Origin of the sequence: Bacillus sp. FSL M7-1020, from assembly GCF_038050415.1 — a bacterium.
Lineage (GTDB): Bacteria > Bacillota > Bacilli > Bacillales > Bacillaceae_G > Bacillus_A > Bacillus_A toyonensis.
Genome location: NZ_JBBOTW010000001.1, coordinates 2,246,295 through 2,269,668 on the forward strand (window position 1 = coordinate 2,246,295; position 23,374 = coordinate 2,269,668).

A 23,374-nucleotide genomic window follows, 5' to 3' on the forward strand; every position below is an offset into this window, starting at 1 on the left:
GTTGTTTGCTTAAAGTGTTATTTTTTTGCCGGTGTATTTCCCATCGCGATAGAAATTCTATTCCAACTATTAATTTGATTAATAATCAAGACAAGGTCAATATATTGTTTTTCATCATAATGTTCACATACTCGTTTGTATAGGGAATCAGGAACTCTTTTAGTAGGAATAAGTGTAATATGCTCAGCTAATTCAATTGCGATTTTTTCCTCCGCTGTATAAAAAGTACATTCACCCCAAGTACTTAAGCAATAAATTCTTTGTTCAGTCTCTCCCATTTTTCGTGCATCAGATGTATGTAAATCTATGCAGTAAGCACAGCCATTGATTTGAGAAACTCTAATTTTAATAAGTTCTCTAGTCGTTCGATTAATCGTGGATTGTTTTGTGTACTTTTCCATGTCCATCATAATTTTCATAGCATCAGGTGCAGCATCATAGTAAGAAATTCTTTGCGTCACAACACAACACTCCTTTTAGCTTAAAATATTATTCATTATATCTTGAAGTGGTCGTTCATACTAATTATTTGTACTAAAACGCAAACTGCTTAAAGCTTAGATTGTATTAGCTGAAATGTTAACGCAACAGTTCTAATACAAAAGTAGTAGTTTGTTAATTAAAGTTTCAATCTCCAGATGGATTTTTCCTGTTAGTTTTTGAAATACAATACTAATAGAAATAATGAATTTGGAGGTTTATTATAATGATTACACACATTTCAGATATTAAACTACAAACTGTTTCTATAGAAGGAGTAAAACAAGTATACAGAGATATATTATCTTTTCCGATAAAAAAAGAAACAGCATCATTTATTCAATTTGAAGTAACGCCATACACAACAATTAGTTTTCAGGAAGTGTATGAACCAATTGCACCTGCGCATTTCGCTTTTGAGATTCCATATTCAAAATTTCAAGAAACAGCAAACTGGCTTGAAGGATCTGGTTTACTCATTGTGAAATGGAAAGATGGTCATACAATTGACGAGGAGAGCGGTCGATTCAATTTATACTTTAAAGACGGTGATGGAAATCTTCTTGAAATTATCGCACATAGTTATATTAATGAAGAGGTATTAGTTTCACATTCACCGTTAAACGTTTTATACGTAAGGGAAATTGGTCTTCCTGTTAAAAGTGTACCTGTATTTACGGAGTGGTTGAAATCAAATCTAAATATGAAAACGATGGAAGATGGGGACATTTTTAACTTTGTTATAGGTGGCACTGCATACATTGTTGCAACTTGGTGGCAGCGAGCTTGGATTCCAATTGCTATGAAAGCTTTACCACCAAAAGTACATGTTTCTTTCGGAACACCAGATCAAGCATTTTTACAACGAATACAAAATAATTTGAAGAAAAATAGTGTTCCATATGAATGTAAACATAATGAAGTATTATTTATTGAGCAGGGATATACGTTTACTGTCTTGTATACACCAGAGTTCCGTTCTGATATTGCTAGTAAATTACACTTACCACTTTCTATTTAGTTATAGAGAGCGGTAAGTTTATATTGTTTTAAAGAATATAAAATCTAGTTATTATGTTGATGTAACATTTGAGCTATTCCTTGACCAAATGACCAGTTCTCAATTGATGTCTCATGTAAAGTAATGAAAACATCAGCACTAGAGATGTGTAATATAGTAGCCGTGGTAGTTGCTATAGCATTATACAAATCCTTTTTTTGATTCATTGTTCTTCCTGGTCCACACGTAATTGAAACATAAATCATATTATTAGATCGTTTTGTTGAATCCTCTAATAGATAAGAAGAATCATAAAACAGCTGATGGGATGCATAAGGTAAAAACATTTGGAAATAATCGTTTTCGGGGATATTAAAATGTTCCATTAATGAATGATGGATTTTGATACTTACATTTTTTAATAACTTATTATCGGATAATTCTTCAGGATGATAAACAGTAACAAATGGCATATTAGAGCACTTCCTTTCTTTTGAATTCATTTTACTTCCAATCATTTCATTTGTATAATTGAAAATATATTAACTTATTATCAATAAAATCGATAAAGATGGTGTGTCAAATGGAAATAAAAGAATTAATTACATTTAAAAAAATTATTGAAGAAGGAACGTTTTCACAAGCTGCTAAACAATTAAACTATGCCCAATCAACTGTAACAGCACATATAAAAAAGCTAGAGAATGAAATAGGTTTTCTATTATTTGAAAGAGGATGGGATGCGAGATTAACAGAAGAGGGAAAACTCTTTGCAGAGGAAGTAGAAAACTTATTAACACATTGGGAGTATTCCAAATCTCAAGCACAACGTATTAGTAATGAAGAGAGAGGGAGTTTAAGGATTGGTCTATTAGAATCTTTTGCTAAAAGGTTAATTCCAATAATATTAAAGTTTTTAAACGATGAAAAACCATATATACATTGTGATTTTGTAGTGGGAAATACTGCACTTTTAGCAGAGATGATTAAACAAAATAAGGTCGATTTTGCGGTGTGTGGACATAATAATAGTTCGAATATAAAATTCACTCCAATAAGTGATGAACAAATTGAATTTATAGTAAACCATCCGAATCATCCTTTACTACAAAAAGATTTTGTTGAAGTATTTGATATTATAGATTACCCCATAATTGTAGGTGAAAATAGTTGTTTTTCATATCAATCTGTAAGTTCTTTATTAGCGGAAAATAATTTGTCTTTTAAGAGAGTATACAATTGTAGTGCTTTGAACCTTATTCCACAAATGCTCTTTGAGAATGCTATAGGAATTATACCAAAAGGTACAATTTTGAATGAAGAAGTACTATCTTTTAAGATTAAGGGTTTTAATTCTAACATTCCGATTGGTATATTAATATCTACTAAAAATAAAAATTATTTAAGTCAAACGAAACAAAAAATTATGAACATCATTAAAGTAGCCCTATAATTATGCAGAAAATAATTATATGGCTATTTTTAATACGTATTTTTCATTTATTATTTCAAAGGTTTTATAATGACAGGATTTATATGAGTAGAAGGATTCCCTAACATTACAGTGAATTTAAAATAAAGGTGTAGTAATAATACTATATAGTTTAAGGAGGAGAAGATTTGAATTTAGGTGAGTTGATAGCCAAAGGAAATACAGCGAAGATATATCTTCATGAAAATAAAGTTATTAAATTATTTGAGGAATACCTTCCAAACACAGAGTCTACAAATGAAGCAAAAAAACAAAAATATGCTTATTCATGCGGACTACCAGTTCCGAACGTATTTGAAGTGACAAAGATACAAAATAGACAGGTAATTATTATGGAATATGTAAAAGGAGAAAATATTGGCGAACTCCTGCTTAATAATCTAAATAAGGCAAAACATTACATCAATATTTGTGTTAATGAACAAAAAAAGATTCATGCTATACGTGTGAATATAGATGAAATGGAACCAATGAGAGAAAGGTTAGAGCGTCAAATTAAATCTGTTCATAAATTGGATGAAAACAAAAAGAAAAATATTTTACAAAAATTAGATTCAATTGTATTTGATTCTAGGCTATGTCATGGAGATTTTCATCCGTTTAATTTGATTTTGAGTAACGATAACGTAAAAATTATAGACTGGATAGATGCAAGTTCAGGTGATATCCGTGCAGATGTATTTCGTACATACTTATTGTACGCTCAGGTCTCAGTAGAATTAGCTGAAATGTATTTACATATGTATTGTAGAAATACTGGCCTATCAAGAGATGAGATTTTTCAATGGGCTCCAATTATTATTACAGCTAGATTTGCTGAGAAGATATCTCCGCATAACGCAGTTTATTTAAATGGAGTGTTAGATCAGTATGTATAATTAAAAAATAAATAAAATCCAGTAAGTAATTATCCTTATATAGGATGTGGTTTAACTATTGTAGCTAAACCACATTTGCTTTACATTTTGATTAATGAATCTTTATTTTCAAGTTTCATTCTATAAAGATTCATTATCCGTACTTGATTCTCAGTTAATTCTTCTTTATTCCAATACATGTGCATTAAACTATATTCAAATATCTCTTTTAATTTGATAAACAACGGAAGCTTGTCTATCATTTCTTTAGATAGTTCTCTTTCTTCTTGATACCCGTCAAGTATCGCTTTTGTAATAGAATTCTCATAGTCAACAATATTCCCATTTCCAGCAAATGAATATTCTATTGCACTATAAATTGGAACTGCTAAATCGAATATGTAAAAGTGTTTTTCACAGTCTTGAAAATCAATCATGGATAAGTTTGAATCGCTATCAACTAAAATGTTTTCTAACCATAAATCTCCATGGATCAGGCCATAGTTCGTAGATGTTTTTGGTAGGTTCTTAATGGAAGATAAAACATCGCATGCAATTTCTCTAATAATAGTCTCTTCATTAGGGATATATTTAAGGAAATTATATTCTTCATTTTCATACCAAGCGTTAATATGTTTAACTCGTTCAATACTTTCAAAGTCTTGAGATATCAGATGTAATTTGCCAATTTCTTGACCCAATTGTTTAAATACATCGGGATTCCATTCACTTCTTGGTAAGTGAATGCCAGGAGCAGCTTTATAAACTACAGCAAATACCTCCTTGTCTAATGTTAAATTTTCTACTAAATTCCCCTGTAAAGAAGGTATGATTGGTGGAACACCTAATCCAGTTTGATATAAAAAGTTTGTATATTTAACTTCTTCTAACTGTTCTTCATATGTTTTATAGTTTGTAATTCTAATGAAGTAATTCCCTTGTACTGTATTACATTGATACATTTCGTTTGTTATGGGTTTAATGTTAATAAAATGTAATGGATAACGTTCGTTTACTAATGTGAGTATTTCTTTTTCTAATTCCTTCATTTTGAATTCCTCTCTATATTTAAATTTTTTCAACCTAAAAACTAAAAGTTCCTTAATTTACAAAATTCGTGTTTTATTTTATGAAATCCTTTAAAAAGATATATCCTGTAATTTACGTGTTAATAATTAGTAGGGTAGGAACACTCCACAATGATTAAAGTTAAATTGAAAAGTGAATAGAATATATGACAAAATAAGATAGCTGAAAAAATATAAAACAAAGTATTTAAGGATTTTAGAGAATGGTTCGTGTTATAAACCACAAGAAACATCAAAAAAAAGAAACGTATCCCTCTTATAATTTTTAGTGGGGAGTGAAGTAAATGAATGAGTATATACAGCAAATGATTGATTGGATTGAGAAGAATTTGAGGAAGGGATTCTCATTGGAAAAATTATCGCATTACATGGGATATTCCCCTTATTATTGTTCTTTCAAATTTCATCAAGCAACAGGTGTCAGCATTAGGCATTATGTTCTTCTTAGAAGATTGTATTTATCTACGGAGGAATTGACGAACGGTAGAAAGATAATAGATATCGCAATGGATTACGATTACTCTTCGCAAGAGGCTTATGGTAGAGCTTTTAAAACTGTTTTTGGTATAACCCCAAAAGATTTCCAACTTAACAAGATGCCAGTTCAATCATTTGTTAAACTCAATATAAATAAAGAAGAGGAGTTTAAAATGAATATTTCTAGAAAAATAGAGGTTGAGCAGTTACGAAATAGGAAATGTGAACTGTTCGATAAAGACGTACTAAATATATTAAATGGCCAATTTATGTATGAAGAATTTAAAAACGAAAAATTAATGGGAGAGTCTGATTATGCCCCATTTAATGAAGCAATGTGTGTAAATGCTACTAGTACACAAGTTTTCGATGAAGAATTCATTGAAGTAAGAGCAAGGGGGCATAATAGTTCAGTAGAGAATTATATAAAAAAGGTTATAGATCCATTAGAAAAGTTTTTTAAGAATAATTATGAATGTATTGTTTTATGGTTTGGTGAAGATATGTTTTGCCAAATGAACCTAGTAACAATACTTTCTTATCTTGAGCAGTCAGGCTATGAGGGGAGAGTGATTTTAAATAGCTTTAGGGAAGATGAATTCAAAGTCAGTCAAACTGAACTTAAGTTAGGTAACTATTGTTCTGTATACAAAGAGGTATTGGTAAACCATAGAAAACCATCTGTGGATTTACTCCCAGTGATGTATCAGGCTATAAAGTTATATTTAGAAATGTTAAAAGAAGATAATGCTGTAACAAAATTCATCTACAAAAATAAAGAATTATCAAACCAAGAATTATTAATAAAGTTGTTCCATCTTTTTCACGCAATCGGATATGGAGATTCTCAGTACATAGAACTTATTAATAAAATAAAGAAGAAAGCTGCACCTAAAATATAGGTGCAGCTTTCTATTTATATACGTTCAAGTGAATCTAACTCTGCTTCTACAAATGTCATTAATTCTTTAATAGTTTCACCAGAGAAATCAAAACGAATACCAGCTGCTTCATACACTTCTTTTATAGATTTTGAGCTTCCTAGTGATAATGCCTTCCTATAATTATTTAGTGCTTGTTTAGGATTTTTTTTATATTGTTTATACATTTGCAGTGCACCAAGTTGTGCGATTGCATATTCAATATAATAGAATGGTACTTCAAAAATATGAAGTACTGGCAACCAACTCGTTGCTATCCAGTTTTCGTAACCATCAATATGTATGACGCTAGACTGATAATGTTTTTGAAGTTGTAAGTATTTTTCATTTCTTTCCTCAGTAGTATGATTAGGGTTTTCATACAGCCAGTGTTGGAACTGATCTACGATAAGCATAACAGGTAAATATGAAATAACATCTTTAAAGTAGTTGATTTTTGCTTGTTTTAAATCTTCTTTGTCTGTATAGAAAGTATCCCAATAGTCTATTGTGAATACTTCCATTGTCATACTAGCTAGTTCAGCCGTTTCAGCGGGAATTTCTATATACTGTCGTAATTCTAATGGTTTTACGCACTCGTTATGAATGCTATGACCCATTTCATGTATGAAAGTAATAATATCATCTTGTGTATAGTTTAGGTTCATAAAAATAAAAGATAATTGAGAAGCAGGTAAGTACTCACAAAAACCACCAGCTGCTTTTCCTTTACGACTTCCTAAATCTAAGCAATCATGAGTATACATTTGGTTTAATAAAGCTGAAAATTCAACATCTAGTTTATTGAAGATATAAGTGCATTTTTCAATTAAATCTTTTTCATTTGCAATTGGTTTAAGCACTTTTTGATCAGGTGCTACAGCTGTTACATCCCATGGGCGAAGCGTATCTACTTGTAGTTTCTCTTTTTTCTCTTGTAATATTTTATCTTTAAGTGGTACAACGTACTCTCGTATTGATTCGGCTAGTTCATAGCAATCTTTCGCTGTATAATCAAAACGCTCATATTTTTTAAACATATAATCACGATAATTCTCTACTTGAATGTTTTTTGCTTTTTGGTGGCGAATGTTAATTAATGTATTTAAGATGCTTTGGAGTTCTTTTTCAACAGATAAAAACTGTTCAGAAATAATTGTTTTTGCTTTTTTACGGATGTCACGATTCGGATTTTGTAAATAGGATTGTAATTCCGTTATCGTTTTTTCTTCGCCGTCCCAATTTCCACTTAGTCCTCCTGTAATTTCAAAGTACTCTGTTACTAATTGGTCTTCTTTAATTTCTAATTCGATATTTTCCTCGCAAAATAAAGTTTGAGCATTTTTTATTTTTACATCTAATAAACCATATACTTTAGAATCTAATTCCATTCGAAATGGTGACTGTAAGTATTTATTATTAAATAAATTTTGATAACGTTTTAAAAGTGGCTTTACAAATTGTTGATCATGTTCAAAAGTATCTTTTATTTCTTTATTATCTGTATTACTTTGAAAGGCGATATAGTGTAATCGTAATTGTTCTTCGATTTCCCAAATTAATGTAGATTGTTCTTTTAACCAGTGTTCAAGGTCTAGTTTTGAAGAAATCTTTTTATTTATTAAAGTTGAAAGAGCTTGTTCCAATTCAAGTATATTACTAATATCAATCGTATTTACGCGCAGCATTATATATCCCTCACTTTTTATTTACTTAAGGAAGTATTCTTTTTCTTTATTACAATCCCTTTTTTTCCTAAAAAGTTTGTGCCCACTACTCCAAGAACAATCAGAATTGTGCCGATGATATGGTAGTATGCGATTTGTTCATGTAAGAATGCAACTCCTGCGATAATGGTAATAAGTGTAGATAAATTGCTGAAAACACTTATTTTAGCTGCTTCAATATAAGATAATGAATAGTTTAATAACAATGCGGTCAGTAAAGAAGATAGTAATCCTAAATATAAAATGGAAATAAGAAATGTTCCATTCATAAATGGCTTAAAGAATATAGTTAATGTACCTTTGTTTATATGGCTAGTGATAGCAATTACATTAAAACTAATAAAACCAATCGCTGTCATTGTGTAAGTTAGATCCATTAGCCTGAAATTCTTTGTCATTTTTCGAGCTAACACATTATAGCAAGCAGATGATAATGCCGATAACAAAATAAGAATAACACCGATGAGACTAGTTTCATGTGCCTCTAAACCATTCATGATAAATATATAAATAACACCGATGACAGAAACGAGAACAGAGGTTTTTTGCCATATATTCGTATATTCTTTTAAAAAATAGGAAGCTAATATCATCGTAAATATAGGAATTGCCGCTTGGATAATTCCAGCTTCAGATGAACTTGTATACACTAAGCCAAACGCTTGGAAAGCAAAAAATAGTGCTGGATAAAATATTGCAATTGGTAAAAGGGCAAGTATGTTTTTAAATGATATATTTAACTTTACAAAACCGAAAATAACGGGAATGCTTGCAGCTACGAAAGCAATTGTAAAACGATGAGCAAGAGTATCGAGGGGACTCGTAACTGTTAGTGCTAATTTCACAAACATAAAGGAGAATCCAATAATAAATGAATAGAGTAATGCTGATAAATATGCCTTTGTTGTATGTTTCATAATTTCACCTCATAGTAGTTGATTTCATACTGGCCAGTATACGTACATAGTAATCTTTCTGATCTAGTGCTACAATGTGAACAAATACAAACTGTACCGGTACAAATTAAATGTTGAGGTGGTAATGATGTATAAGTATTTACATGTTTTAAACGACTTAGAAAGTATGATTCAAAATGGAGAGGTAAAAGAAGGGGAAAAATTACCGTCTATTCGGGCTTTAGTTACGCAATATGAATGTAATAAGGCGACAGTTATACGTGCACTTCATGAATTAGAAAAGCGTCATATTATTTATTCCGTCCCTCAAAGTGGATACTACGTTGTTAAGAAATCCGGGAGTATCATAGAAACTAACGAGATAATTGATTTTGCTTCCTCAGCACCAGATCCAGATGTGTTTCCGTATTTAGATTTTCAACATTGTATTAATAAGGCCATTGATACATATAAAAACGACTTGTTCATATATGGAACGCCGAAAGGTTTACCAATTCTAATTCCAGTTATTCAAAAACAGCTGACAAACTATCAAGTTTTCACAAAAGAAGAAAATATTTTTATAACGTCAGGTGTGCAGCAAGCGCTTGCTATATTAACATCAATACCATTTCCGAATGAAAATGAAACGATATTAATTGAACAGCCAACCTATCATCTATATATTGAATATCTAGTAATAAATAAAATTCCTGTAATCGGTATTAAACGTACGAATGAAGGTATCGACTTAAATGAATTGGAACGTATATTTCGAACAGAAAAAATAAAATTCTTTTATACGATACCGAGATATCATCATCCGCTTGGAACTTCTTATTCTAAAGATGAGAAAGAAAAAATAGTGCTATTGGCTAAGAAGTATAATGTATTTATAGTAGAAGATGATTATTTAGCAGATTTAGAAACTGATTCAAAAGCAGATCCGTTATATAGCTTGGATAATTGTAATCATGTCATATATTTGAAAAGTTACTCGAAGATTATATTTCCTGGTTTACGAGTCGGTGTGGCGGTTATTCCACCAGCTATTGCAAATGCTTTTCATAAATATAAAAAGATTTTAGATATCGATAGTCCAATGATATCCCAAGCTGCATTAGAAATTTATATAAAGAGTGGCATGTTCGAACGCCATAAAAATAAAATTAAATCTTCCTATTACGATAGATCAAAAAAACTAGCAGAAATATTAGAGAAAGTGCAAAATGAAAACCCACTTTTATTTACATATAAAAAGCATAGTACGATAGGAATTCATACTTGTTTAGAAATACATAAAACAAGTATTTCGGAAATGTTTTTTGAGAAATTGAGTGACATTCAAATAAATATTGATTCTATTGATAAAAATTACGTCAAAGGTTTTCCTAAAGAGAGATTGTTAAAGTTAAACGTATCGAATGTAAAAGAAGATAAGATTGAAGAAGGAATTCGCAAAGTAATCGAGGAAGTAAAGCAATCGGCACGTCTAGATTTTCAATTTAAAAAAGAATAATACGAATAAGGAGGTTTATTGTGAGAGGGAAAATAATAACCTTGTTTGTATGTATTGCTATAGGTATTGGAGCAATGGTAGTTATTAAATATTATATAGATGATGATCAGTGCATAGCAGTTGCAAAATATTCAAGAGGTATTATCGTAGATCAAAATAACGAACCTATATCTAATGTGAAAATTTATGAAGATTCTATTGAAAGTGAGGAACGTAGTATTTCAAATGCACAAGGTGAATTTGAGATACCACATGGTGTTTGTGGTGAAATTGCGTTACAAGTGGTTACTCCAGATGGCGGAATTTATACGAGAAAATATGATAGTGAACATATACCAAAAGTAATAAAGATGGAGTATAAAAAGTAAGAAGAATCATTTTAAACCAATGCAAGGTGAGTATGTTAAATCAAAATTGATAATTTTTTAGAGCACTCAATAGCTAAGTGCTCTTTTTGTGTATGACATAAGTGCATTGTATGGAAAAATATAACAATAAATGATATCCTTAAAATATAGCTTTTATTTTGAATAGGAGGGCGATGGAGTCTATGGCGGTACGTATAGTCGATGATTTACAGCAATTATCTTTGCTCCTTATGTTTTTAAGTACATTAATATTTTACAGATATTTAAAAAAGATTAAACGAGAGAGAAAATTGAGTTGTTTCGAATGGACAATGTATTTTGTCACTCAATTTGCGACATTAATTTGGGCAATTACTTATTTTATTAAACACTTAGCAGAATCGTAAATTCTAATCATTCAATCTAGCTTACTGTTATCTATTAGGTGTATAAATATAGTCTGTATCTAAATCGATGACAACATCGCTTATGACGTCTTCCTGTAATAATTTTGGAATTTTTTCGTATTGATATCGTACACAAAATAAGCTTAGAAGGTCCTCATTAGATATCTCTTCATTTTTTATATTTAAATACATTGTTATTAATTCGTTAATAGAACAGTTATGGCCAATAACATACTCATTTATTCCATATCCATCAAATTCAATTATCATGTTATCACTGCTGGGTGCTAGCCAACGTTTTAGCTTAAAATTTGGATAAAACATCCACATGAAATATATTATACTTCACTCACACAATGTTTTGAAGAATTGAGATCAGGGGTAATTAAACAAAAGTATATGTTTCATATGAATAACGAAAAAATAGAGAAAATATTTGTCACAAACCTCACATCTGTTTCGTCACATTTATGATTACTAAATGAGGAGGAACATATATGAAAATATTTGTAGCAGGTGCAACAGGTGTTATAGGACGTTCTTTATTACCTATGTTAATAAAAGAGGGGCATACGGTATTTGCAATGATTCGTAATGAATTACAAGTAGAAGCAATGAAGAAAATTGGTGCTATACCAGTAATAGCCGATGTGTTTAATCGACAGGCTGTATTTTCTGTATTGGAAGAAACAACTCCCGATGTAGTTATACATCAATTAACGTCATTGTCTACATGGAATTTTGAGGATAATGCAAAAATTAGAACAAAAGGCACTCGTAACCTTGTCGATGCCGCAAAAAATGTAGGGGTAAAGAAAATAATCGCTCAAAGTATTTCATGGGCGTATGAAGCAGGGGATACATTTGCGACAGAAAAAGATTCACTACATATTACTGCTCCTATGCCTCGGCAAATCACTGTTAATGGCATATTAAAATTAGAATCAGCTGTTTCTGAGTTACCAGAATCGATTATTCTTCGTTACGGTACACTATACGGACCGGGAACATGGTATGCGGAAAACGGCTTAGTTGCAAATCAAGTTCGTAATAATGAAATGATTGCAACAGATGGGATAAGCTCTTTTATACATGTCGAAGATGCCGCTAGAGCAACTATGTTAGCTCTTAATTGGCCTCCAGGAATCGTAAATATTGTAGATGATTCCCCAGCAACTAGTAAAGAATGGTTACCAATATACGCAGCTGCAATTGGGGCACCGGCTCCTAAAGCTCAAGCTGGGAAAAATAGTTGGGAAAGAGGAGCCTCAAATTATAAGGCACGTAAAGAGTATGGATGGACACCTTTATTTCCATTATGGTCTGAAGGATTTAAAAATTTGATAAGTATGTAAAATAATCCTTTAATGGGAATGCTAATAACATTCACCGTTAAAGGATTGGGCTATTATGAATATAATTTGGGAAAGTATTATTTTAACCCTTACTGGAATTATTGTTTTAAAAATGACAGGTAGTACATCTGTTAGCCAAATGACGAGAGCTGAAATAATTATAGTTGTATCAATTGGACGTATTATTGTAGAACCTGTATTAAGTAGGAAAGTAGTTCCATCTATCTTTGCCGCTATCATATTTTCGGGCATACTACTTATCATTCATTTCTTTGAATTGAAATCAAGGAAGGTGGAGCAATTCCTAAATGGAAGTAGCATTGTAATTGTTGAAAACGGAAAGATTGTAAAAGCAAATTTGATACGGGCAAAAATGTCAGAACAACAACTTTATATGCAATTAAGAGAAAAAGGGATTCATGATGTAAAGCGTTTACAGCAAGTTACAGCGGAACCGAATGGGCGTATTGGCTATCAATTAATAAAACAAGCACAACCAATAACTTTAGAAATGTTAGAAAAAGTATTAGATCAGTACAATATAAAAAGATAATTTTTCATGAGAAACAGCCAATACTACAATAAAAATATTGGCTGTTTTTTTATTTTCTATAAACGTAAGGATTAATAAAATAGGGGAGATTTTTAACCAATCTTTATAATAGATATAGGCTTATTATTATGCTATATTCAATGGGCTACGATGACTAAGGTAAGTCGTATGAATAGAAGAAAAAACTATATACCAACAATACAAAAAATTTACCTTTACTTTGATACTAAAAATGGATTGAAAATAAGGAGATAGATACATAATGGAATTTTGGGAATCAAGTTTTATTGAAAAACAAACGATGTGGGGATTTGAACCTACAGAATCTGCAATTATGACGAAAGATTTTTTTCTTGAAAAGAACGTTAAGGATATATTAGTTCCGGGTATTGGATATGGAAGAAATGCAAAGGTTTTTATTGATAATAGGATAAATGTAACAGGTATTGAAATTTCAAAAACAGCCATCGATTTAGCAAAGCAAAACGGACTAGAAAATATTAGTATGTATCACGGTTCAGTAAATGATATGCCTTTTGATAACAATCTTTATGATGGGATATTTAGTCATGCACTTCTTCATTTGTTGAATAAGCATGAGCGTGAGAAATTTATTAAAGATTGTTATAATCAGTTAAAACCAGGCGGATATATGGTTTTTACAACGGTTTCTAAAAAAGCGCCAATGTACGGAAAAGGGAAACAGTTGGACCAAGATTATTTTGAGATAATGGAAGGTGTAAAAATGTTCTTCTATGATTCTGAATCTATAAAACATGATTTTAATGAATATGGACTAGTACAAGTTTCGGAAATTGACGAACCAAATAAGAACATGGAAAATAAGCCTTCAATCAATTTTTTAATGATAAAATGTAAGAAAGAACAATAAATAAAGAATTGTAAGCATTACTAACAATCTCTATATGTTGAATATGAACCAATAAAGAGGACGAGCATATATTATAAATACCTCTTAACTTTCGTTAATAGGATATCTCAAAATCCCCGAAAAGAGCACTTGCGGAAACGAGTGCTCTTTTATTTATGTGATAATAGATTTTTATGGGTATTCTATTTGGAATTTTAAACCATAAATATAGAATGTAATGTTAAACTTAATGTAGCACTTGTTGAAATTAATAGTTGTGCTGTAATAGAGAATAAAGTACTTGAATGGAGTGTTATTGAATGCAAACAAGAAAAGCTTATTTATATGTATTTCATACGATGTCAGATTGGGAGTACGGACATTTAATTGCCGAACTGAATACAGGAAGATATTTCAAAAAAGGTTTAGCGCCTTTAAAAGTAATTACAGTAGGAGTAAATAAAGAAACGGTTATTTCAATGGGAGGCTTGAATATAAAGCCAGATATTTCCCTAGATGAATGTGTGTTTGAGAGTAACGATCTATTAATTTTACCTGGAGGAAATACTTGGAGTGAAAATATACATAAACCTATTTTGCAAAAAGTTGATGAAGCTTTAAAGATGGGCGTAATTGTTGCTGCGATTTGCGGTGCAACTATAGGGCTTGCAAATTACGAATTCTTAGATGATAGAAAGCATACAAGTAATAGTTTAGATTATATGAAAATGGTTTGCCCGAATTATAATGGAGAAAATTTGTATGAAATGGGACCTGTAGCATCTGACCAAAATCTCATTACTGCATCTGGAGTAGCCCCTCTGGAGTTCGCAATGGAAGTACTGAAAAAATTGGATGTACTTGCGCCGGATACACTTCATTCATGGTATAACTTACATAAGACTCATGAACCTGATTATTTCTTCCAGTTAATGAATTCTCTTAATAATTGAGTAGTTTTATAGTATCTCGAATAGGAACCATGCTTTAGATAGACAACGTCAAAGCATGTTTTTTTTGTTTTATTTCATGAATATTTAAATATACAAATCTCGTATAATAAAAATGAATTCGAGAGAAATATTCTTCTCTTTTTATACGATTATTGCTGAACGACAAAAGTAATAGCATTTGTTTTTAATTGAATCTTTCTTTCATTTCGAACTATATCATATAATTCTTTTATTTCAAGTTTTATTTCTTTCCATCCAGTATAAATGCTTTTTAATAGATGTATCATTTCTTCGGTAGGGAGATTAATTTCAATTAAAGCATCTAATGTTTGATTCGTTTTCTTGTCTATTTCTCGTATGTTCGAGTTGATAATTAAACAATTGATACCATCATTCTTTATGTCTTTTTTCGTAGATTGGAGCACGTTTTTAAAATCTTCTTCTGATTTAACATGCTCTAAACTTGATACTGCAACGATATAGTCATAAGTGTTAGGAACAAATAGTAGTTTTCAATTACTATTTGTTCCGTTTTTATTACTTCAAATACACCATGTACTTTGCTATAAACTTGTAACTTTGTTAAAGCAGAATGAAGTAAATCAACACAAGTAACAGTGCCGCTACAATTTTTTATTTTTTGTGCAATTGGAATACTATTTCTTCCAACGCCAGATCCGAGGTCAAGTACTTGCAAGTTGTTTTGTCCTTCGAAATAGTCCATCATGTCCATAACTGTTTTAACTGGTTTGTAAAGCCAAGATCCAGTCTCAAATAGTTTATATTGTTCATAACAAAGGTCATGATATTTCTTTTCTTCTTGTCTTATGTAATCGATACGATTCATATTGTTTCAGCTCCAATATGTTCACTGCAAAATGAATAGGTAGGACAGCCTTTTATATTCGTTTGAATTCGAAAGATACCACCAGCATGTGGGTACTTTTTTAATTCTTCATTCGTCATTCTTGTTCTGGCTGTCGTAACATATAAGTCAGTTGAATTATGGCCTCCAAATGTACACGACGTTACATATAATGCAGGAATTGGAACACTTAATATTTGTTCTCCAGTCAAAGGATTCCATCTAGTAATCTTCGAACCACCCCAATGTGCAATCCATAAGCAACCTTCTTCATCGATTGTCATCCCATCAGGTAAACCATCATTTTCAGGAAAAAGGATAACATCAGTTGGATTACTAATTTCTCCAGTACGTATATCATAATGAAAACGAACTACTTTTTTAGTAGGTGTATCAATAAAATAAAGGTATGTATGATCAGGTGACCAAGCGATTCCATTTGATGTATTTACATATGAAACTTTTTTCTCAACGCTCAAATTATTATATAAACAATATAAGGAACCTGCAGCATTTATTCCATTTAAATCAGTAGTACCCGCCCAGAAGCGACCAGCTGGATCACATTTCCCATCATTAAAACGATTTTCTACTAAATGTGGTTCAGGATCATAAATATGTGTCAGTTTTTCTGTTTTCAGGTTAAGAGAGTAAAATCCGTTTTCCGTTGCTAAAAGTACTACATCCTCTACATATGGAACAACACAGCCGATTTGCTGATTAAGGGCAATTACCCGGTTTGTATTGTTAGTGGGATTATAGATGCATAATGTTTTCTCCATAATATCAACCCAATATAAAAGTTGCTTTTTTTCATTCCAACATGGTCCTTCAGCTAAAGTTGCTTTAGCATCTAAAACTAATTCTATATTACTAAACAAGATGTTCACCTCGCATTATAAGATATTTATATAATTCGATAAAAATAGAGGTAAACCTTTTAGCGAGAGAATCTTAAGATTTGCAATGTAGAAAACAGACCTTTTCATATTAAAAAAGTGTATAAACACAGAGAGGAAAATGCATATGATGTTTTATGAGGTTGTTTGCTTTTCTTGTAAAAATATATTCCGAGTATATGAAGGTAGTGAACAATATAAGCGGTTTAAAGAGAAATCGAAAGGGATATATTGTTGTGATGAATGTAGCCACAAGATTCAATTAGAAGCGATAAAACATTTTTTCAGATAATTATATGTAATGTATTACCGTTCAGAAAAATTTGACAATAAACGTGTAATAAATTATCATATGTAAAAATCAACATTTAAAATGGCATGGAAGAGAAGAGTAGTTAAGAAAGAATACGTACAGAGAGCTCTGGTAGCTGAGAAAGAGCGGTATACATCTTAATGAAAAAAGACTTGGAGCTGCGCAAGGAACTAATTTATTTAGGGATGGTGCGACGGGTTCTCCCGTTATAGAGATAGGGTATAAGCATATTTTGCCGTACCTGAAAAGGTTAATATGGTGACGTATTAACAAACTGAGGTGGTACCGCGAAGCTAATAACTCTCGTCCTCAAGATGAATAATCTTGGGGGTGGGAGTTTTTTTGTTGTATAAAACTGAAAATGTGAAAACAAAAAATAATTGAGGTGAGTGACATATGCATTGGGCGTATGAAGTAGCACATGAATTAATTAGAAAACATCCAAATAAAGAAACTTTTGTTTGTGCATCTGGAATTAGTCCATCTGGTTCTGTTCACATTGGAAACTTCCGTGAAATAGTAACGACTTATTTTGTTGTAAGAGCTCTGCAAAATTTAGGGAAAAAGACTCGTTTTATCTTTTCATGGGATGATTATGACAGGTTTAGAAAAGTTCCTAAAAATATTGATCCATCTTTTGCAAGATACATTGGTATGCCGTACTGTGATATCCCTGATCCGCATGGGTGTCATAACTCATATGCAGAGCATTTTGAAAAAGAGTTTGAGAAATCGCTTCAAGCATTTGGGATTGAAGTGGAATTCATATATCAACATGCTGAATATAGAAGCGGAAGGTATAATGGCAATATATTAGAGGCTTTGCATAAAAGAAAAGAAATATATGATATTTTAATGCGTTTTAAAACAGGAGTTCACTTTGAAGAAGATAGAGAAAACTTTTATCCAGTTACGTTATATTGCGAGAGGTGCGGGAAAGATGCAACAACGATTACACAATTTGATGAAGTATTAGAAACAGTACGGTATGCATGTGAATGCGGAAATGAAAATGAATTATCGGTAGTAAATACAAATAAAATGAAACTGAATTGGAAAATTGATTGGCCGATGAGATGGATGATAGAGGATGTTATTTTTGAACCAGGCGGAAGAGATCATTCATCGGAAACAGGTAGTTACAATGTATCAAAAGAAATTGTAAGGGAAATATTCAATCGTGAAGCGCCTTATTACGTTGCTTATGATTTCATTGGTCTTAAAGGTAATCATGAAAAAATGTCTAGTTCTTCAGGAAATAGCATTACACCTAGCGACTTATTAAACGTGTATGTACCAGAAGTAATTCTTTTTATGTTTGCAAAATATAGGCCAGGCGCAGTTTTTCATATTGGCCTTGATGAAGATGTGATCCGAAATTATACAGAGTATGAACGATTGAAAGATAGTTATGAAAATGAAGCACTAAAAAATGAAGATTTATTTGATGCAATTAAACTTTCTAGAGTTGATAACCGATTTAATGAATATCCAAAGTTTAATCAAGTTGCAAGTACTTTACCACTATTAAATTTTGATTCCTCTATTTTACAAAATATATTAGAGAAAATAGATAGGAGTTATGCATTACCTGAAATGATTGCGATAAGTAATCGTGCAGAGTATTGGATAAGAAATTTTCAATCTGAAAAATTGATTACGGTAAATAAAGAGAAGAATACGGAGTTTTATAACACATTAGAAGATAGACAGAAAAACTGGGTGGAAGAAGTTTGTAAAACACTTCGTTCTAATAAAGAATATTCTAATTTAATGGAGCAACTGTATACGATTTGTCATCATGAAAATAAAAAAATAATGAAAGGAAATCAAAAGCTATTATTCACCATTATATATAGGCTCGTTATGAATCAATCAAGTGGCCCGCGTATACCGTTATTAATACATGTGGTAGGCATCAAAAAAATCATCACTTTATTAGATTTCTAATATATAGCTAAAAGCAACGCAAGTACTCAAAGATCTAAGTGCTTGCGTTGTAAATTTTACTACCGTGTATACAGTTTTGGACATTCATCACCACTTGGCTCATAAAAACAATGGCTTTTAAATTGCCCTACAAACGGCTGATTATACCATTCAGGTGGGCAAGCTCCAACTGGACGGAAATACCAAAGAGCCCATCGTGCTGGCCAGCGCCATTCACCTTGTAAAACCTTTCTTGCAATTTCTTTTTCTGACTCACGAGCGCGTTGATAAAAATATCCATATTGTACCGCTTCAAATCCACCGGGGCTTTGATATACAGCATCACGAACGGTACGGAGTTGTTTGAAATCTAAGCAATCGCAAAATACACGATTCACAACAACGCAGCCAACAAGCTGTTCACCTTGTCGGCCTTCTCCTTCAGCTTCAGCACGAATTAAACGAGCTAGTAAATCAACATCGCTTTCGTTATATGGAATAAGGGGCATAGTGATACCACCTTTCTGTTATAGTAAAGAGTGTATGTTATAAAATAAGCTACGTGCTTTTTTACATAAAAATAATATTTGATTTTAATAGGAGTTTGTATAAAAAAAGTTAATTAGTAATAGTAGATAAATAGAAAAGGGGAGAGGTATTATGTATCGAATTCATAAAGATGACATTATTTACGCAATGTCACCAGAAAATAAGCCGTGTATGGAAGTGGAAATTGGGAGCCGTCTTGTATTTGAAACATATGACTGCTTTGAAAACCAAATTGATTCTGAAGATGTTGTGTTCCAAGAATTAGATTGGAACCGAATTAATCCAGCGACTGGGCCTGTATATATTACAGGTGCAGAACCGGATGATATATTGGCCGTAACGATTGAAAAGATTAAAATTGCAGAGCAGGGTGTTTTAACTACAGGTGCGAACCTCGGTGTAATGGGTGAAGTGCTAAATGAAAATACAGTGAAAATCGTGCCAATACATAATAAACATGTTTTGTTTTCAAATGAACTGCAAATTCCGATTAATCCAATGATCGGTGTGATTGGTACTGCGCCGAAAGAGGAGAGTATTTCCTGTGGAACACCGCATGACCATGGCGGAAATATGGACTGTAAAGAGATAAAAGAAGGGACAACATTGTTATTACCTGTAAATGTTCCTGGTGCTCTATTAGCATTAGGCGATTTACATGCAGCGATGGGTGATGGTGAAATTGGTGTTAGTGGAGTAGAGGTTGCTGGTGAGGTGACGGTAACAGTTCAGATTATAAAAGGAAAGAAATGGCCACTACCAATGGCTATCCAAAAAGAAAAAGTAATGACGATTGCTTCAGAGAAATTGTTAGACGATGCAGCGAATCGTGCTGTACATAATATGGTGACATTTTTACATGAGGAATTAGAAATGTCTAAAGCAGATGCAACTCTTTTATTATCAGCAGCGGGTAATTTAAAAGTTTGCCAAGTAGTGGATCCACTAAAAACGACGCGGATGGAACTAGGAATGGAATATGCGGAAAAGCTAGGTTTTAATTGGAGTAAATTTAATATTAAATAAGAATACTAGAAGAAGGATGCTGTTTTTTAAAAGTATCCTTTTTTAATTTACGGATGAAATAAAAAGAGGTAGTATTTACTTTGTATAAGTATATTTGAGATTGTGAATTAAAAGGAGTTTAAGAATGGTCAAAATTATGATTGTTGAAGATGATATGAAAATTGCGGAGCTATTATCAACTTATGTTGCGAAATACGGTTACCAAGGAATTGTAATATCGGATTTTCAAAATGTGTTAGACATATTTTTAGAAGAACAACCAGAGTTAGTTTTATTAGATATTAATTTACCAAGCTTTGACGGTTACTATTGGTGTCGTCAAATTCGCGGAGTTTCCACATGTCCAATTTTATTTATCTCGGCCCGTGAAGGTACGATGGATCAGGTTATGGCGTTAGAAAATGGTGGCGATGATTTTATTCCGAAGCCTTTTCATTATGAAGTTGTAATGGCAAAAATTCGTAGCCATTTAAGACGTGCTTACGGTGATTATGCACCGAAACTAGAAGAAAGAATGGTTGAGCAACAAGGACTTAGTTTATATCCCGAAAGGCTTGTATTGAAGTTGCGGAATCAAGAGATTGATATAACGAGAAACGAAGCCATTTTATTAGAAATGTTAATGAAAAATTATCCGCGTGTTGTGAGTAGAGAAGTGTTACTTAATAAGTTATGGGATAGTGAATCTTACGTTGATGATAATACATTAAGTGTAAATACAACACGTGTGCGTAAAAAGTTAAAAACATTACATATTGAGGATGCGATTGAAACAATTCGTAGTGTTGGATATAGGTTGCATATTACTTGGGAAAATGGTGTGGAAAAATGATAAGGCTGTTTATACGTGACCATATACCACTTATTTGTTTTACAGTGCTCCAACTACTAGCCATATTCCTCGTATATTGGTTTGATGGACATAATCATATTACAACAGCATTATATGCAATGTTTTTAGGTGCTTTTTTTATGGTAAGCTACTTAATATTTCGTTATTTTACACATCGTTCTTTTTATGAGCGTTTAGCAAATCCATTGCAATCTTTGGATGAATCCGTTCAAAAATCTGATTTTGCAGTTGTATCTACTGCTCTCCAAGATTTGCTTGATGCACAATATCGTCATTATCAAAATCAACTGCAATTACAAGAAAGAAAAAATAATGATCATTTAACCTTTATGAATCAGTGGATTCATCAAATGAAAACACCTCTATCTGTAATAGAATTAATTACACAGGATGAAGTGGATTCGCGTTTTGAAAGTATTAATGAGGAAACAGATCGCTTGAAAAAGGGATTAGAGATGGCATTATATGTCGCGCGTTTAGAAGCATTTACACAAGATTTTTATGTAGAAAGAGTCCAACTACATAAAGTAGTAAATGATTCCGTGCATGAACATAAACGCTTCTTTATCCGGAATTTTGTATATCCAGAGCTTGAAATTGATAAAGGTATTACTGTAGAAAGTGATGCGAAATGGTTGCAATTTTTAATAGGACAAATTATATCGAATGCGATTAAATACTCATCAGGTAGTAGAGAAAAGATTAAAGTGAAAGCATGTAAGGAATGTAATACTGTTGTACTTGAAATAGCCGATAGTGGCGTCGGGATACCGAAGCAAGATTTACCAAGAGTATTTAAACCGTTCTTTACAGGAGAAAATGGTAGAGATTTTAAAGAATCAACTGGAATGGGGTTATATCTTGTATATGAAATTACGAAACAATTAGGGCATCGTGTAGAAATTCATTCAGAAGTTGGTAAAGGTACCATTGTACAAATAACATTTTTTAATGTGTAAAAAAGTGATCTAGGCTAAAGAACTTTGGAGTTAAGTTTTTTAGCCTTATTTTATAGCGAGTAAATGAAATGATAATAAATACGACTGTTAAATTAGAAGGATTTAATAATAAGTTAATTGATAGATAATTTTTTGTAAGAAACAAGCTACCCCTTTGAAAGAGCTAGCTTTATGAATTGTAATTAAGCAAACAAACTTAATAATTTATATCCAATTAAACCTAAAATAATGATAGGAATCACCACTAAAAAAGAAGAAATTCGATTAGCATTAGAGCGTTCCAATACAAGAATCAAGATAATTCCGACTATCACTTCGGTATATCCAACAGGTAACATGTGACTGTAGTCTTCAAAATTTAAAAGAATGTGAAGCCCATCCGTTACAAAAACTCCACTTATAAGTGCGCTTCCGAATTTATGAAGAGGATTTGTAGTATCTTTCCATAGAAAACCTGCAATTCCGAAGATAGTTCCTCCTATACATGCACATACAATCCATACAGATATAAAATAAATAGAGTGAGCTACATTTTTAATAATTATTGCATAACCATAATAGCCTAAAACCATACCTAGCAGCGCAAGTATACCGGAAAGCATAGCTGTACGCTTAGAATAACTAAGACTAGCCACAAAAAAGGATGGAACTAACCAAACACTTCCTAGGTTAGCTAATGAATTCCAATTTCCTGGAAGTATACCTTGACCCAATTTAGTTAGTATACCAACAATAATCCCTACTATAATCGGGATGAGAAAAATCTTTAAAAACATATTTGATTTTGTGATTTTTAATGTCTTGTCCATAAATTCAATCCTTACTTTCATATTTTCTGCAAACTTATAATAGCTTATTAAGGGAGAATAATCAATAAAATTTTATTGAAAAACAATAAAATTTTATTGAATAATAAATGATACTTTGTTTTTACAATTAGGTGAATACAATATCAAAAACTAGTTACTCAACTAAAATGGTAAATGAAATAATATATGCAAGTAATAAAATTGCTGAAAACATATAATTCAACTTATCA

25 protein-coding genes, 1 pseudogene and 1 other annotated feature are annotated in these 23,374 nt (G+C 31.7%); of the genes and pseudogenes, 16 read left to right on the forward strand and 10 right to left on the reverse strand.

The genetic code is table 11. From position 1 onward, the window contains the following. Positions 1–17 precede the first annotated feature (17 nt). Positions 18–461 carry a carboxymuconolactone decarboxylase family protein gene (locus tag MHB70_RS11380; protein ID WP_000194102.1) on the reverse strand — a complete coding sequence of 148 codons (444 nt, stop codon included), beginning with the start codon at positions 459–461 and terminating at the stop codon, positions 18–20. A gap of 245 nt (positions 462–706) precedes the next feature. Here MHB70_RS11380 and MHB70_RS11385 point away from each other — a divergent pair, with 245 nt between their 5' ends. Then, positions 707–1,501: a VOC family protein gene (locus tag MHB70_RS11385; RefSeq protein ID WP_000627950.1), complete on the forward strand. Its 795-nt coding sequence runs from the start codon at positions 707–709 to the stop codon at positions 1,499–1,501. Between the two features lie 44 nt (positions 1,502–1,545). On the opposite strand, the gene MHB70_RS11390 is transcribed toward MHB70_RS11385, so the two are convergent. After that, positions 1,546–1,953 carry a tautomerase family protein gene (locus tag MHB70_RS11390; protein ID WP_001117403.1) on the reverse strand — a complete coding sequence of 136 codons (408 nt, stop codon included), beginning with the start codon at positions 1,951–1,953 and terminating at the stop codon, positions 1,546–1,548. Between the two features lie 110 nt (positions 1,954–2,063). Between MHB70_RS11390 and MHB70_RS11395 the strand changes: the two genes are divergently transcribed. Next, positions 2,064–2,933, forward strand: a complete 870-nt coding sequence (locus tag MHB70_RS11395) for a LysR family transcriptional regulator (RefSeq protein ID WP_000403088.1) — start codon at positions 2,064–2,066, stop codon at positions 2,931–2,933. 167 nt (positions 2,934–3,100) lie between these two features. After that, complete coding sequence (locus MHB70_RS11400; protein ID WP_001048444.1) at positions 3,101–3,850, forward strand: aminoglycoside phosphotransferase family protein; 750 nt, start codon at positions 3,101–3,103, stop codon at positions 3,848–3,850. An 80-nt stretch (positions 3,851–3,930) separates the two neighbouring features. Here the strand turns inward: MHB70_RS11400 and MHB70_RS11405 are convergent, their stop codons facing one another. Beyond that, positions 3,931–4,878, reverse strand: coding sequence for a phosphotransferase enzyme family protein (locus MHB70_RS11405; protein ID WP_061530002.1), 948 nt, complete (start codon positions 4,876–4,878; stop codon positions 3,931–3,933). A 323-nt stretch (positions 4,879–5,201) separates the two neighbouring features. Between MHB70_RS11405 and MHB70_RS11410 the strand changes: the two genes are divergently transcribed. Continuing rightward, positions 5,202–6,296: a helix-turn-helix domain-containing protein gene (locus tag MHB70_RS11410; RefSeq protein ID WP_001008133.1), complete on the forward strand. Its 1,095-nt coding sequence runs from the start codon at positions 5,202–5,204 to the stop codon at positions 6,294–6,296. Positions 6,297–6,310: 14 nt separating this feature from the next. Here MHB70_RS11410 and MHB70_RS11415 read toward each other — a convergent pair whose 3' ends face one another. Beyond that, on the reverse strand, positions 6,311–8,002 hold the full coding sequence (locus MHB70_RS11415) for a M3 family oligoendopeptidase (protein WP_000946792.1): 1,692 nt from the start codon (positions 8,000–8,002) through the stop codon (positions 6,311–6,313). A 17-nt stretch (positions 8,003–8,019) separates the two neighbouring features. Further along, positions 8,020–8,958, reverse strand: coding sequence for a DMT family transporter (locus MHB70_RS11420; RefSeq protein ID WP_000683321.1), 939 nt, complete (start codon positions 8,956–8,958; stop codon positions 8,020–8,022). Positions 8,959–9,085: 127 nt separating this feature from the next. Between MHB70_RS11420 and MHB70_RS11425 the strand changes: the two genes are divergently transcribed. From MHB70_RS11425 to MHB70_RS11435, 3 genes are all read left to right on the forward strand, one after another. Next, positions 9,086–10,456 (forward strand): aminotransferase-like domain-containing protein, encoded by a 1,371-nt coding sequence (locus tag MHB70_RS11425; RefSeq protein WP_061530001.1) that lies wholly within the window; start codon positions 9,086–9,088, stop codon positions 10,454–10,456. Between the two features lie 20 nt (positions 10,457–10,476). After that, positions 10,477–10,824, forward strand: coding sequence for a hypothetical protein (locus tag MHB70_RS11430; protein WP_001214245.1), 348 nt, complete (start codon positions 10,477–10,479; stop codon positions 10,822–10,824). A 182-nt stretch (positions 10,825–11,006) separates the two neighbouring features. Then, positions 11,007–11,210: a hypothetical protein gene (locus MHB70_RS11435; protein ID WP_061530000.1), complete on the forward strand. Its 204-nt coding sequence runs from the start codon at positions 11,007–11,009 to the stop codon at positions 11,208–11,210. Positions 11,211–11,237: 27 nt separating this feature from the next. On the opposite strand, the gene MHB70_RS11440 is transcribed toward MHB70_RS11435, so the two are convergent. Beyond that, complete coding sequence (locus tag MHB70_RS11440; RefSeq protein WP_000582705.1) at positions 11,238–11,480, reverse strand: hypothetical protein; 243 nt, start codon at positions 11,478–11,480, stop codon at positions 11,238–11,240. A gap of 227 nt (positions 11,481–11,707) precedes the next feature. Between MHB70_RS11440 and MHB70_RS11445 the strand changes: the two genes are divergently transcribed. From MHB70_RS11445 to MHB70_RS11460, 4 genes are all read left to right on the forward strand, one after another. After that, on the forward strand, positions 11,708–12,565 hold the full coding sequence (locus MHB70_RS11445) for an NAD-dependent epimerase/dehydratase family protein (protein WP_000689422.1): 858 nt from the start codon (positions 11,708–11,710) through the stop codon (positions 12,563–12,565). 55 nt (positions 12,566–12,620) lie between these two features. After that, positions 12,621–13,118: a DUF421 domain-containing protein gene (locus MHB70_RS11450; protein ID WP_001021705.1), complete on the forward strand. Its 498-nt coding sequence runs from the start codon at positions 12,621–12,623 to the stop codon at positions 13,116–13,118. A 262-nt stretch (positions 13,119–13,380) separates the two neighbouring features. Next, positions 13,381–14,010 carry a class I SAM-dependent methyltransferase gene (locus MHB70_RS11455; protein ID WP_000397623.1) on the forward strand — a complete coding sequence of 210 codons (630 nt, stop codon included), beginning with the start codon at positions 13,381–13,383 and terminating at the stop codon, positions 14,008–14,010. 299 nt (positions 14,011–14,309) lie between these two features. Then, positions 14,310–14,942 carry a type 1 glutamine amidotransferase family protein gene (locus MHB70_RS11460; RefSeq protein WP_001194786.1) on the forward strand — a complete coding sequence of 211 codons (633 nt, stop codon included), beginning with the start codon at positions 14,310–14,312 and terminating at the stop codon, positions 14,940–14,942. 149 nt (positions 14,943–15,091) lie between these two features. Here the strand turns inward: MHB70_RS11460 and MHB70_RS11465 are convergent. Further along, positions 15,092–15,789: pseudogene (locus tag MHB70_RS11465) on the reverse strand (class I SAM-dependent methyltransferase). Continuing rightward, the gene (locus tag MHB70_RS11470; protein ID WP_061529999.1) at positions 15,786–16,688 is read right to left on the reverse strand and encodes an SMP-30/gluconolactonase/LRE family protein; all 903 of its coding nucleotides are present in this window, start codon (positions 16,686–16,688) and stop codon (positions 15,786–15,788) included. Before MHB70_RS11470 ends, MHB70_RS11465 begins: the two are co-directional and overlap by 4 nt. 139 nt (positions 16,689–16,827) lie before the next feature. On the opposite strand from MHB70_RS11470, the gene MHB70_RS11475 reads away from it, so the two are divergent. Both MHB70_RS11475 and lysS read left to right on the forward strand, forming a co-directional pair. Next, positions 16,828–16,998: a DUF2197 domain-containing protein gene (locus tag MHB70_RS11475; protein WP_044810524.1), complete on the forward strand. Its 171-nt coding sequence runs from the start codon at positions 16,828–16,830 to the stop codon at positions 16,996–16,998. Positions 16,999–17,076: 78 nt separating this feature from the next. Further along, positions 17,077–17,333: a binding site (T-box leader), on the forward strand. A gap of 82 nt (positions 17,334–17,415) precedes the next feature. Continuing rightward, positions 17,416–18,969: a lysine--tRNA ligase gene (gene lysS, locus MHB70_RS11480; protein WP_000558628.1), complete on the forward strand. Its 1,554-nt coding sequence runs from the start codon at positions 17,416–17,418 to the stop codon at positions 18,967–18,969. A gap of 59 nt (positions 18,970–19,028) precedes the next feature. On the opposite strand, the gene MHB70_RS11485 is transcribed toward lysS, so the two are convergent. Next, a complete protein-coding gene (locus MHB70_RS11485) occupies positions 19,029–19,457 on the reverse strand; it encodes a cell wall hydrolase (protein WP_001128414.1) in 429 nt (142 codons plus the stop codon). Positions 19,458–19,608: 151 nt separating this feature from the next. On the opposite strand from MHB70_RS11485, the gene MHB70_RS11490 reads away from it, so the two are divergent. The 3 genes from MHB70_RS11490 to MHB70_RS11500 all read left to right on the forward strand — a co-directional run bounded on the left by MHB70_RS11490 (position 19,609) and on the right by MHB70_RS11500 (position 22,335). Beyond that, positions 19,609–20,523 carry an acetamidase/formamidase family protein gene (locus MHB70_RS11490; RefSeq protein ID WP_000285646.1) on the forward strand — a complete coding sequence of 305 codons (915 nt, stop codon included), beginning with the start codon at positions 19,609–19,611 and terminating at the stop codon, positions 20,521–20,523. 124 nt (positions 20,524–20,647) lie between these two features. Next, entirely contained in the window at positions 20,648–21,355 is a 708-nt protein-coding gene (locus tag MHB70_RS11495; protein ID WP_000239006.1) for a response regulator transcription factor, read from the forward strand. Continuing rightward, positions 21,352–22,335: a sensor histidine kinase gene (locus MHB70_RS11500; protein ID WP_000620173.1), complete on the forward strand. Its 984-nt coding sequence runs from the start codon at positions 21,352–21,354 to the stop codon at positions 22,333–22,335. Before MHB70_RS11495 ends, MHB70_RS11500 begins: the two co-directional genes overlap by 4 nt. Before the next feature lie 182 nt (positions 22,336–22,517). Here MHB70_RS11500 and MHB70_RS11505 read toward each other — a convergent pair whose 3' ends face one another. Then, positions 22,518–23,144 carry a DUF6518 family protein gene (locus tag MHB70_RS11505; RefSeq protein WP_000361818.1) on the reverse strand — a complete coding sequence of 209 codons (627 nt, stop codon included), beginning with the start codon at positions 23,142–23,144 and terminating at the stop codon, positions 22,518–22,520. Between the last annotated feature and the right edge of the window lie 230 nt (positions 23,145–23,374).